Raw genomic sequence first — 11618 nt, forward strand, 5'->3', positions numbered from 1 at the left:
CTGCTGGACTGCAGGTACCGCAACCGCATTCCGCATCGTCCCGGTCTTCCTGAGAACGCCCGCCCGTGTCCCGTTCCCCCCACTTCTCGCTCACCGGATGCCGGGCCGTCATTACCGGCGCGTCGGCGGGGCTGGGTGCGGAATTCGCGCGACAGCTCGCGCCGCGGGCGAACGCCGTGCTATTGGTCGCGCGGCGGCGGGACGCACTCGAATCGCTGCGGAGCGAGTTGCTCTCCGTCTCCCCGGCACTGCGGATCGAGCTGTGCGTCGCCGACCTCGTGACGCCGGACGGAATCCCGAACATCCTCGGACGGCTCGACGAGACCGGCCTGTGCCCGAACCTCCTCATCAACAACGCCGGGCGAGGGGACTACGGCTCCGTCGCGACGGCCGATCCTGACCGGCTCCGCGCCCAGATCGATCTCAACATCACGGGCCTCGTCCTCCTGACGCGGGCCCTCCTGCCGGCTCTGTGCTCCCACCCGGCCTCGGCGATCCTCAACGTCAGCTCGCTGGCGGGAACGCTCCCGTTACCCGACGCGGCGGTCTATGCCGCGACCAAGAGCTTTGTCACCAGCTTTTCGGAAGCGCTGCGGATCGAAGTCGCCGAGAAGAACGTCGGCGTCACGGCGGTCTGCCCCGGACCGACGCCGACGAATTTTCGAAATGTCGCCCGCCGCGAGGGGGGCGCCGATACCGATCGCAGCGGCGACGGTTTCCTCGCGCTCCCTCCCGACGAGGTCGTCCGGCAGGCGCTCCGGGGACTCGAGGCGGGCCGGGCCGTCGTCTATCCCGGCTGGGGACCGACTCTTGCCGCATGGCTTTTTCGTTATGCCCCCCGGCGGTTACTCCGCTGGTACCTGGCCCGGCGGCATGCCCGCTCCGGCGTCAACCCCGCTCGTTAAACCCGACTCAGGGCGAGGAGAATTCCTGTCGCGATTGCGGCGCGCCGGAATACAATGTTCGCGGTCGTACGTCTTTCGCCCCGGAGCACAATGATGTCGAACGGAGATCTGGTTTCGCCCTACGCCGAAGAGCCGCAGCCGCAGACCGATGCGGAGCCGCAGGCGGCGAGCGGCGCCCGCGTGGTGTCTCGCGCGGTCTACGGCCTCCTGGCAGTTCTGACTCTCGGAGCGGCCGGCGTCTATGGAGCGGTCACGGTCCGGCCGGAACTCGCCGAGTACGTGTCGTTCCTCCCGGGAATGAAATCCGACGTCCCCGCCTGCGGCGCGCGTCTGTCCTCCGGTTGCGGGTCGGCCTCTTCCTGCAGCGCGGTCGCCAGTTGCCCGTCGGCCTGCTCGGCGATCTCCCGGGCCACGGCCGCAGTTGCCGAGACCTGCCCGATGATTGAAGAACAGCGCCAGGCCATCGTCCTGAGCGATTCCGTCTTCGCGGAGCCCGCAGCGGAGCAGGCCTCCGAGCCGGCGGCTTCGGAGAACGCGGAACCGGCCGCGCCGGCTAAGACCGAATCGGCTGAGCCCACGACCTGAACGATCCAAGACCGTGAAAGCGTCGAAGGACGACGGGCGCCCCCCGTCGTCCTTTTCTTTTCACCCGACGGAAGCGGCCAGGCTACTTCGCTTTCGCGCGGACGGTCCGCAGCGCCCGGCGGCAGATCCGGACGGTGGCCGGCGTCGAGGAGTTCGCCAGCCAGTCGCGGCAGACTTCGTCGACCCAGTCGGGCCGCGACTTCGACGCGTCGTTGAGCCAGTTGGCGACGGAGTCCTGGACGTACTTGGCCGGGTCGGAGTGGAGAGGATCAAGAATCCCCCGCCCCGCATCGGGGTTTGACTTGAGCTCGCTCAGGTGCGCGCACCACACACCGCAGGGCCGCGTGATCTCGCTGGCGTACCGCCGCATATTCGCCGAGGCATGAGACGTCCACGGCCGCAGCCGGGAGAGCGCGGTCGGCAGGTCGCGCGCGACATTCGGACGGATGGCAATCCAGGCCCATTCGCGGACACCGGAATGAGGGTCGTCGGCGAGCGGCCGGATCCGGTCGAGCTTCTTCGCCAGGGGCAGTCCCGATGCCCCGAGCATGTAGGCCGCCCATCCGCGGACGGTGTCGGAGGAATGCCCGGCGAAATGATCCCAGTGATCGAGCCCGAACTCGGAGTGCAGCCACGCGGCCGCCGCCGCCATCCGCCGGGTGACGCCGGTCTCGGCAAAGAGCGTTGCCTCGGGGGGGAGTTTCCGGCGCGCCGGGAGGGCATGTCCGAGGAGCGTGTAAAAATTGACCGCCAGCCCCTCCGCCAGGGTCCGGGTCTCCAGGGTGCCGGCGTTGAGTTGTTCGAGGACCTCGGCGGGGATGTCGGCCATCCGCCGGGCCCCTTTGCGTTCGCTGGATGGCGTCATGGTTTTGAGGAGGTCACGAAGGAGGAGGCGGACCGACTGAGAGATCCCGGGTGCCGTGCTTTCCCGCGGACCGGCGACGTTGAGGACGCGGACGCGCTGACTCCGGATCCAGGAATGGATCGTTGCCGTGGCCCCGCCGTCCGTCTCCGCGAGGTTGACGATCAGCAGCGGCTTGCCGGTCTCGTCGGCGATACGACGGGTCAGTTCGGTCCCGCTCCCCAGCCGCCCGAAGTGGAGGATCAGTGTGCCGTCACTGTCGCGGATGTTCCACCGCGTCCGCCCGGCATAGTGCGGAGTCGGCGTCTCCTGGAGCGGGTACTCCGGCGGGATCGTCCCATCCTCGGCCCGTCGTCCCGCGGGACACCAGCCGCCGCACGCGATCCCGATCTCGAGCGCGGCATCAAGCGCCCCGCGATCAACGCCCGTCTGCCCGCCGGAAACGATGCGTTCGATCATGGTGATCTGGCCGCGAGGAAACGGACTTCTCGATCCACCGAGGACGGACGACGAATCTCTCCACCGCACGCCAGAAATCAGATCTTCTGAACCCGGATGACGCGCGCGGCCCCGGTGAGGTCGTTGTGCACGACGCCGGGACGGTAGGTCTCCGGCATTCCCGCAAAGAGCTCGAGCGCCGCCGGAGCCTGTTCCGGGCTGAGTTCGAACAGGAAGTATCCCCCGGACTTCAGGTGCTTCGGGACTTCCCGGGCCAGCGTCCGGATCACGTCCAGTCCGTCCGCTCCTCCGGCGAGCGCCAGGCGGGGCTCGTGCCGGGAGACTTCGGGCTCGAGCGTCGGGATCTCGCCGTCGGGGATGTAGGGGGGATTGCTGACGATGAAATCGAACGGCTCGCCTGCCCCGACGGGCTCGAAGAGATTCCCCTGCCGAAAGTCGATCCGATCCCGGACCTTGTGCTTCTCCGCGTTCCGCTGGGCGGTCGCGAACGGGACATCGTCGAGCTCGACCGCCGTCAGCTGGCTCTTCGGAAGATTCACCGCCAGCGCGACCGAGATGCAGCCGGATCCCGTACACAACTCCAGAATCCGCGGCGACTCCATCCCCTTCGCCAGCCCGATCGTCTCCATGACGAGCGTCTCCGTGTCGGGCCGCGGGATGAAGACCCCCGGGCCGACTTCAAACGAGAGGCTGAAGAACTCCCGGTGCCCAACGAGATAAGCGACCGGTTCCCGGTTCGCCCGCCGTTTCACGAAGTCCCGCATCTGGGCCCGGACCGGCTCGGTCAGGACTTCGTCGAAATCGGTATAGAGCTTGATCCGCGGACACTTTCGCGCGTGGGCCAGCAGGATCTCCGCTTCGAGCCGCGGCGATTCGCTTCCGTGCTGCTTCAGATAATCCGTCGTCCACTCCAGGATCCGGCGGACAGTCCACGGCTCTGAAGCGGCCACCTGCGGCTTGGAAGGAGCACCCGACACCAGACCTCCCTGCTGCGACACCATGCAATCCTGTGGGAAAACTCTCCGCTCCGGAGAGGGGATGAATTGTTGGGAAGACTGTTCAAAAGTTCAATTCCGCTTTCGCCCCTTTCCCGGATTCGAGCCCCCGATTGGCCTGAATGAGAGACGCCGGAGAGTCCATTGCCTCCCCGGCCCCGGACCGTACGATTCCCACCTTCAAGGGCGGCTCGCCGCTCCAGCAGGACGTGAGGACGACCTCACCTCTCCCACTCATCGGGGACGGCCCCAAACGGGAGAGGAAGATATGCCCTGGCTTATCCTGACGGTTGCGGGACTCTTTGAAATCGGCTGGGCGGTGGGCCTGAAGTACACCGAAGGCTTCACCCGCGTCGGCCCGACGGTCGGCACCCTGATCGCGCTCGTCCTCAGCATGACGCTCCTCGGCATCGCCGTCCGGAGCCTGCCGCTGGGGACCGCCTATGCCGTGTGGACCGGGATCGGCGCCGTCGGCACCGTGATCCTGGGGATCGTCCTCTTCGGCGAGGCAGCGACGGCCGGACGCCTCGTGTGCGTCGGCCTGATCCTCGCGGGGATCATCGGCCTTAAGGTCCTGACGCCTGCCGCTCCGTAGCGGGGACTCTTTACCGGAGATCGCCGGGAAGCTCGCTGCTGAGGCGGAACGAGTTCAGCCGCTGCTGGACTTCGCGGCTCAGGCGATTCTCCGGAACCCCCGCCTTCTGAAGCTGGCGGAGGAGGCGCGTCTCGATCGGCGTCGTCGCGTCGGTCTGCGGATCGGGGTCGCGCTCGCGATAGAGGTCCGCTTTCCAGTCGGTCAGCACTGCGGCCGCCACCGGCTCCGGCACGCCGCCGAGAAGCCCGTTGATCTGGTCGCGGAGCTTCTGCTGGAACGGGGCGAAGGGGGACTGGGCGGTAACGATGTCGGTCAGCAGCTTTTCACTACCCGACGCCGGGGCGCTGTTGGCCGGCGGATTGCCGTAGCTCGGCTGGGTCTGGGGCTGCGCTCCGTAGGAGGGCTGGTTAAACGGCTGCGGGTTCGATGCTGGCTGGGAGTAGGAGGGCTGCGAATAGGACGGCTGGCTGTAATTCGGCTGCGAGGCCGGCCGGGTCGGCGTCGAAGGCGCGTTCCCGCCGAACTGCTGAGAGAACCAGCTGCCGACGAGATCGACCGCGCCCTGGCGGCCGCTTTCGATGATCCGGTTCTGCATGTCACCCCACTGGTCGGGCGGGGTGTTGCGGATCGCATTCAGGATGTCGTCCTGAATCTTCTGGCGGGTCTGCGGATCGGCGTTCTGCCAGGCGCTGGCGATCTGCCGCTGCGCTTCCGCGCTCATCCGCGACTGCACCTCGGCCCAGAAGTCCTGCGCGGTCGCCTGCGATCCCTGCGGGTTGGGCCGCGTCGATCCGCCCGGAACCGTCGAGCCGGTCGGCGACGTCGTTCCCGGCCAGGGCTCGTTGCCGCCGGGGAACGGCTGGTTCATGAACCGGATGTCGTCGCCGACGACCGGCGTCCCCGGAACGGGATCGAACGGGTTCGCTGGATCGCCGGCTCCCGGCTCGATCCACTCCGGATGGTCGAGCTGCGTCAGGAACTTGTCGATCGTGGCGTGCAGCCGCTCGGGCATGAGGGGCTGGATCCGGTTCAGGAGCCGGGCGGCATAGGGGGCGGTCTTGGAGCTCTTGAGCGAGTCCCGCGCCGTGGGGGAGAAGGTCACGACCATGTAGGTCAGGACGAGGCACAGCACGACCCCTTTGACGACGCCAAAGAGGAACCCGAGGTGCCGGTTCAGTTCGCCGAGGTGCGCCTTCTCCGTCCAGGAGTTGAGTCCGCGGGCGAAGGAGAAAGCGACGAAGGTGCAGACGAGATACGTCCCGAACAGGACGATCCACTGGTTGAAGGGGGGCTGCACGTTGATGTGCGGCCCGACGAGCTTGGCGCTCGTCCCCGCGCAGGCGAGGCACAGGCCGATGCCGGCGATGCTCGCCAGCTGGAAGATGACCCCTTTGACGGCTCCGCGAAGCCCGAAGAACGCCAGGACGACCAAGACGACAACGTCAAACCACACGGCGCGTCCTCCATGTCCGCGGGGGAAAAACGTCCCCAACCGTACCGGAGAGCGCAGGGATTCGCCTGTCCAAACCGGCCGGTTCAGTCTAGTTCGTCTGGGGAAACCGGGGAAAGACGAGTTTCTCCGCCGCGACGGCCCTGCCCTCTCCGGCAAGCCCGACCCCGGAAATGAGAGTCCGTCCGATCAGAATCCGCCCGCCTTAGGACGCGAATTCCCGGGGTTTGGCGAGGGAGACGCAGGTCCGGGGCTCGGCGACGGGCCGGGAGCCGCAGGGGCGGCCGGAGCCGCCGCGGGAGCCGGCCCGGCCGCGGGCGCGGCGCCGCCGGGGGTCAGCGGGCCGTAGCTCGTGTACGCCTCGCGGCGGTGCGCGTAACGGATCGGGAACGAGGCGAACTGCCAGCCCGGAGGGGTCCCGGCCATGGTCTCGTCGGCGTAGTCGAAGATCTGCCCGGTTCCGCTCGCGAACGACTTCTCGGAAAGATACTGCATGAAACCCAGCCACATCCGGTCCGGGGCCGTGTTGAGGAAGTTGCCGCGCTCGGGAGTAAACCCGGCGAACTCGCGGCTCAAGGGGGCCAGGTGGAGCGACGTCAGGAGGATCGCGACCATCGCGTACCCGGTCGCCGCGCCGAGCGCCCAACGGCCGACATCCCACAGGAGGGGCTGGACTTCGACGTAGGTCGGCATGAGGTGGTCCGTCCCCAGCCGCATCAGATAGACGAGGAGCGAGAAAATCCCCAGGAAGGCGATGATGTCGACCCGGGCCTGCCATTCGTAGCCCATCGCCCCCCCCCATCTTCTCGGCCAGCGGCTCGAAGAAGTTGGTGGCAATGATCCCGGAGAGGATCACGCTGAAGAGCGTGAACGCGGCGCCCCACGGGCCTTCGTTGGCGACGAAGTACGTCACCCCGGCGAGGATCGCGATGAGAACGATATCGATCATGTCCTGTGCACTTTCCGTCTACGTTTCGTTCCGGCCTGGCGTCTTCGGTCCTGGCATTCAGCCCGTCACTTCACCACGCGGGCCACTTCGTCGATCGACGTGACGCCGCGGACGACGAGGCGGATCCCTTCTTCGCTCATCGACAGCATCCCGTTCTTGCGGGCCTCGGCCTTGATGGCCGTCATGGGGGCCTTCTCGCGGATCAGGTCCCGCAGCCGGTCGTTGATGACCAGCAGTTCAAACACCCCGATGCGTCCCCGGTATCCCATGCCGTTGCAGTGCGTGCACTTCTCGCCCTTCCCCTCGGTGGGCGGCTTGTAGAACTCCTTGACCTTCTCGGCCGAGAGTCCCACCTGCTTGAGGACTTCCGGATTCGGCTTGTAGGCGACGCGACAGTGCGGGCAGAGGCGGCGGGCCAGCCGCTGGCCGAGGATCCCCGACACGGCGGTCGAGAGCATGAACGGCTCGACCCCCAGGTCGATGATCCGGAAGAGGGCGGTGATCGTGTCGTTGGCGTGGACGGTCGAGAAGACCATGTGGCCGGTATTCGCCGCCTGGCAGCAGATCTTGGCGGTCTCCTCGTCGCGGATTTCCCCGATCATCACGATGTCGGGGTCCTGACGGAGGATGCTTCGCAACGAGCCGGCGAAGGTCTGGCCGGCCTTCTGGTTGATCTCGATCTGCGTCACGTTCTCCATCTTGTATTCGACCGGGTCCTCCACCGTGATGATGTTGTTTTCGTTCGAATCGATCGAGGACAGCGCAGCATAGAGCGTCGTCGACTTACCGGCCCCGGTCGGACCGCAGCTCATGAACAGGCCGTGCGGCTCGTTGATGATTTTGTCGATCTGCTCGACGAGCTGCTTCCGCATCCCGAGCTGTTCGAGCGACTTGACCGAGTTCGACTGGTCGAGAATACGCATGCTCATCTTTTCGCCGAACCGCGTCCCCTGCGTCGCAACGCGGAAGTCGATCTCGCGGTCTTCGAGGATGGCGCTGAACGAGCCGTCCTGCGGCTTGCGCTTCTCCGTGATGTCCATGGCGCTCAACACCTTGAAGATGTTGATGAGCGCGTCCCCGATGCCGCGGTCGAACGGCTCGGTCGGATACATGACGCCGTCGATACGGAGCCGGGCTCCCAGCTCGTCTTCCTTGGGTTCCAGATGGATGTCGGTCGCCCGCCGCATGATGGCGTCGTAGACCACCTCCTTGGCGGCCAGGAACCCCTTCGAGTTCTCGACCGACCGGGTCCGGGCGTCGTCCCGCTGGCCGGTCTTGGACTTCCCGACGAACGAGATTGGCGGCCCGGCGACGCTCTCCATCGCCCGTCCCGCGCCGAAGTTGATCCCGATCCGCGCGAGCTGCCGCTTCGTCCACTTCTTGATGTGGGCCGGGGTCATGACCTTGGCGGCGTCCGGAACGCGCTGGTTCCGCTCATTGATGTAGAGCCCCAGCGGAAGCCCCCCGGCCAGCGCCGCCGCGATCAGGCCGAAGGCGAACGCCGGCATGACGAGGAACAGCGCCATCGCCGCGACGCCGCCGCCAAGCATGGCGGAGTTCCACAGGAGCGGGCGGACCTTCAGCGACCCGCTGTCGTCGAAGACCCAGGTCGAATAGTGCACCCAGCCGAAGAAGAACCCGATGAGGAGAACCAGCTTGAAGAGGCTGAAATAGAACCCGACGACCCCGGAGTTCCCCCGCAGGAAATCGGTCGGGAGGTGCGCGTACCGGATGACCGGGGGAAGAGGGGTCGTGTTGTTGAGGACAACGCCGCTTCCCAGGGTGGGCACACCGGGCATGGCGGGACCGGCCGCCGGCGGGAAGCCGGCTGGCGCCGCCGCGGTCGGGTCGGGAGGCGCCTGCCCGAAGGCGACGCCGCCGCCGAGCAGGACCGCGAGGCAGATCCCGCACGCCATCCACTGTCGCCATGCCGAAGGCTGTGAGCCACGCATCCCGATGCCAATCGTTCATCGGCCCCGGGGCCACCGGAGCCACGCCAGAAGTTCTTGGGGCGCTGGCCGCGCCCCACGCGGGAGCCTCTTCGATGCTCCCTCTCGGTCATCCGTTCCCGGTTTGTCAGGCGGCTCTCTTCCGAATCGGCCGGCAGGACAAACGATCCCACGAGGAAAGGGACAGCGGCCGGCTACAGGATCGCGGGCCCCTTCACGTCGATTCCCTTGATCATCATCTTCAGCTCTTCGACGTTCGGAGAGACTTCGAACGCCGTCGGCCGGTCCAGGAACTCACCCTTCAGGAAGAAGTACAGCGAGTCGTTGAAGACCTGCATCCCTTCGTCCTTTCCGAGCCGGATCGCGGCGGAGAGCTTCTCGTCCTGCCCTTCCAGGATCAGCTTTCGGACGATCGCGTTGAAGATCATGATCTCGACGATCGGGACGCGCTTCGGCTTGTCCATGACGGTCGGGAGCAGCTTCTGGCCGACGATCGCCTTCATGTTGAACGCCATCGAGGAGCGGATGGCGTTGTGCATGTCCTGCGGGAAGAGGTCCAGAATACGGCCGATCGTCGACGGGGCGGACGACGCGTGGATCGTTCCGAACACAAGGTGTCCCGTTTCCGCCGCGTGAATCGCGGTTTCGAAAGTTTCCTTATCTCGCAATTCCCCCACCAGCATGATGTCCGGGTCCTGACGCACGGCCCCTTTCATCGCGATGTGGAAGTCGCTGACGTCCATCCCGATCTCGCGCTGGTTGATCAGCGCCTTGTCCTGCTCGTACACGAATTCGATCGGGTCCTCGATCGTCAGGATGTGGACCCGCTCGCGATGGTTGATCCAGTTCAGCATCGACGCGATCGTCGTCGACTTGCCTGACCCGGTCACCCCGGCCAGCAGCACCATCCCCTGGTCGTACTTGCAGAGCTCCTCCATGACCGGCGGGAGGTACAGCCCTTCGAAGTTCGGGATGTTGATTTCGACTTTACGGGCGACAAGTCCCGGCTTGCCGAGCTGCTTGAGGAGGTTGACGCGGAACCGCCAGTTCTTCCCCTCGTAGAGGACCATGTGGGAGAAGTCGGCGTTGCCGGTGGCCGCCATCAGCTCCTTGTTCCGGTCGTCCATCACCTCTAGAAACATCCGCCACATCGTGTCTTCGTCGATGGGGGGCATGTCGAGTTCCCGCAGCGTCCCCTTGATGCGGAGGATCGGCGGCTTCCCGACCTTGAGGTGTAAGTCGGACCCTTCGAACTTGATCTGGAGCTTGAAGAGCTTATTGATTTCCGGCTCGGGCCCGTTCCGCTTGGCCAGGTTCGGACCGAGCGTGTGACCGAGGTTGCGGGCGGGAGCCGCGGGCGAAGAACTCATGGGGGACTCCTGCGGAAGGCGGAGCGCAAACGGAGGACGGGATTACTCTTTAGTTTACGGCATTTCCGGGCCGTTGTCATTGGACGTCCGGCACGAAGGTCAGCTCGAAGCGGAGCGTCCGGGGCTTGGCCGCCCCCCGAATCTTCTCGTCCTCGGCCTCGACCCGCTTCATCAGGGCGGCCAGCTCCGTCTTCAGGTTCTCGGGAGCGTCCTTGGCGTGGGCCCGCTGGGAGAGCGCCCGCCACTGCCCGACCAGGCCTTCCTTCGCCCCGACGGCGGCCAGAATCGCCTGCCCCTGGGCCACGATCGGATTGGCCGCGGCCCCCGCCGGCCGTGCCGTCGGTCCATAGGCGAGGGCCGCCACGTTGACGCCCGCGGCCCATTCTTTGTCTGTCCGGGGATCGCCGACCGCCACTCCGCCGATGGCGAGCTGGTGCCGCCCCGCCTTGAGGCCGGTGACCGCCAGCGTGTAGTCGCTCAGCGCGGCAATCGTCGGATCGAGCGCCATGACGACGTTCGTGTCGGCCGGAATCGGAAACGGAACCGACTCATCGAGCCGATCGAACGTTAGCGTCTTCCCATCCCCCTTGGCATTCTCGATCGTGCAGCCCTTGGCTTCGGCGATCTTGCCGGAGGCATCGACCACCGCCCGGCTGACGAACGCCTCGGCCCCCAGCTCCTTGAGCAGCGCCGCCGCCATCATGACCTGTCCGGGAGCCCCCGGATGAACCGGGTCCCCCTGCATGGAAACCGGCTTCTTCGGCAGAGCGTCCTGGGCCGCCACGAACGTTTTCAATCCCTCCGCCCCCGCCACCGCCGGGTCCAGTGAGAGCTTCCGGAGCATCGGCATCGCGTTCGCCAGGCTCTCGGCCGGCTTGTTCTTCCCCCACACGTCGATCAGGAGATGGAACTGGTCGGCGAACGGGACTTTTTCGCTCGCGCTGAAGCTCTTGAGAGACACCGCGTAGTCGTGGAGCCGCTGGTTCTGCCCCAGGCTGGCCATCGTGTCGCCGCTGTTGACCGGGCTCGCGGTGAGCATCACCGGACGGGCGTCGATCCCGCGGATCTGCTTCACCATTGTCGTCATATTGGCGATGTACTCCTCGGGGGTGAACCGCCCCTTGTCGTTCATCCCCAGCTCGACCGACACGACCGTCGGCTTCCAGGCGGCGATGTCGTAGTCGAACCGGGCCAGCGTCGTCGGGATCGTGTGGCCGCCGACACCGGAGTTCCGGAAGGCGAACTTGAGCTTCGGATACCGGGCGAAGCAGAACGCCTCGAAGTAGTTCGAGTGGAGATGCTGGGCGGTGATGCTGTCCCCCGCCATGACCCAGATGTCACCGTCTTTGAGCGGAAATTCCCCGCCGCCGCTGACACCGGGAGAGAGCGTGGCCGCGAACGAGAACGCAATCGCCAGAGAGACCGAGAGGAGCCGCAGGACGTGCATGGGATTCCCTTGAGCCGCGAAAGTCTCCGGCGCAGCCGCACGCCCGCCGGCC

The 11618-nt window shown here is 66.4% G+C and carries 10 protein-coding genes; 3 read left to right on the forward strand and 7 right to left on the reverse strand.

Annotated features, from left to right (window positions below):
- Positions 1–65: 65 nt before the first annotated feature.
- Together VT03_RS02010 and VT03_RS02015 are read left to right on the forward strand one after the other, a co-directional pair.
- The gene (locus VT03_RS02010; protein ID WP_075091438.1) at positions 66–905 is read left to right on the forward strand and encodes an SDR family NAD(P)-dependent oxidoreductase; all 840 of its coding nucleotides are present in this window, start codon (positions 66–68) and stop codon (positions 903–905) included.
- Between the two features lie 93 nt (positions 906–998).
- Positions 999–1490, forward strand: a complete 492-nt coding sequence (locus VT03_RS02015; protein ID WP_075091439.1) for a hypothetical protein — start codon at positions 999–1001, stop codon at positions 1488–1490.
- Between the two features lie 82 nt (positions 1491–1572).
- Here VT03_RS02015 and VT03_RS32520 read toward each other — a convergent pair whose 3' ends face one another.
- Both VT03_RS32520 and prmC read right to left on the reverse strand, forming a co-directional pair.
- On the reverse strand, positions 1573–2811 hold the full coding sequence (locus VT03_RS32520; protein ID WP_082845868.1) for a YpsA SLOG family protein: 1239 nt from the start codon (positions 2809–2811) through the stop codon (positions 1573–1575).
- Between the two features lie 77 nt (positions 2812–2888).
- On the reverse strand, positions 2889–3788 hold the full coding sequence (prmC, locus tag VT03_RS02030) for a peptide chain release factor N(5)-glutamine methyltransferase (RefSeq protein WP_231870577.1): 900 nt from the start codon (positions 3786–3788) through the stop codon (positions 2889–2891).
- 286 nt (positions 3789–4074) lie between these two features.
- Here prmC and sugE point away from each other — a divergent pair, with 286 nt between their 5' ends.
- On the forward strand, positions 4075–4401 hold the full coding sequence (gene sugE, locus VT03_RS02035) for a quaternary ammonium compound efflux SMR transporter SugE (RefSeq protein ID WP_075091440.1): 327 nt from the start codon (positions 4075–4077) through the stop codon (positions 4399–4401).
- 10 nt (positions 4402–4411) lie between these two features.
- On the opposite strand, the gene VT03_RS02040 is transcribed toward sugE, so the two are convergent.
- From VT03_RS02040 to VT03_RS02060, 5 genes are all read right to left on the reverse strand, one after another.
- Positions 4412–5854, reverse strand: coding sequence for a CvpA family protein (locus tag VT03_RS02040; protein WP_075091441.1), 1443 nt, complete (start codon positions 5852–5854; stop codon positions 4412–4414).
- Positions 5855–6040: 186 nt separating this feature from the next.
- Complete coding sequence (locus VT03_RS02045) at positions 6041–6640, reverse strand: hypothetical protein (protein ID WP_075091442.1); 600 nt, start codon at positions 6638–6640, stop codon at positions 6041–6043.
- Positions 6641–6865: 225 nt separating this feature from the next.
- Positions 6866–8752 carry a GspE/PulE family protein gene (locus VT03_RS02050; protein WP_231870578.1) on the reverse strand — a complete coding sequence of 629 codons (1887 nt, stop codon included), beginning with the start codon at positions 8750–8752 and terminating at the stop codon, positions 6866–6868.
- Between the two features lie 191 nt (positions 8753–8943).
- Positions 8944–10119, reverse strand: coding sequence for a type IV pilus twitching motility protein PilT (locus VT03_RS02055; protein WP_075091444.1), 1176 nt, complete (start codon positions 10117–10119; stop codon positions 8944–8946).
- Between the two features lie 76 nt (positions 10120–10195).
- Complete coding sequence (locus tag VT03_RS02060) at positions 10196–11566, reverse strand: GDSL-type esterase/lipase family protein (protein ID WP_075091445.1); 1371 nt, start codon at positions 11564–11566, stop codon at positions 10196–10198.
- Between the last annotated feature and the right edge of the window lie 52 nt (positions 11567–11618).

This window comes from Planctomyces sp. SH-PL14 (assembly GCF_001610835.1).
Taxonomy (GTDB): domain Bacteria; phylum Planctomycetota; class Planctomycetia; order Planctomycetales; family Planctomycetaceae; genus Planctomyces_A.

What these genes read in the sequence shown, in the direction of transcription:
- VT03_RS02060 (WP_075091445.1), bottom strand. Translation starts at nt 11,566, where the DNA reads ATGCACGTCCTGCGGCTCCTCTCGGTCTCTCTGGCGATTGCGTTCTCG.
- VT03_RS02055 (WP_075091444.1), bottom strand. Translation starts at nt 10,119, where the DNA reads ATGAGTTCTTCGCCCGCGGCTCCCGCCCGCAACCTCGGTCACACGCTC.
- VT03_RS02045 (WP_075091442.1), bottom strand. Translation starts at nt 6,640, where the DNA reads ATGGGCTACGAATGGCAGGCCCGGGTCGACATCATCGCCTTCCTGGGG.
- VT03_RS02015 (WP_075091439.1), top strand. Translation starts at nt 999, where the DNA reads ATGTCGAACGGAGATCTGGTTTCGCCCTACGCCGAAGAGCCGCAGCCG.
- sugE (WP_075091440.1), top strand. Translation starts at nt 4,075, where the DNA reads ATGCCCTGGCTTATCCTGACGGTTGCGGGACTCTTTGAAATCGGCTGG.
- VT03_RS02050 (WP_231870578.1), bottom strand. Translation starts at nt 8,752, where the DNA reads ATGCGTGGCTCACAGCCTTCGGCATGGCGACAGTGGATGGCGTGCGGG.
- VT03_RS32520 (WP_082845868.1), bottom strand. Translation starts at nt 2,811, where the DNA reads ATGATCGAACGCATCGTTTCCGGCGGGCAGACGGGCGTTGATCGCGGG.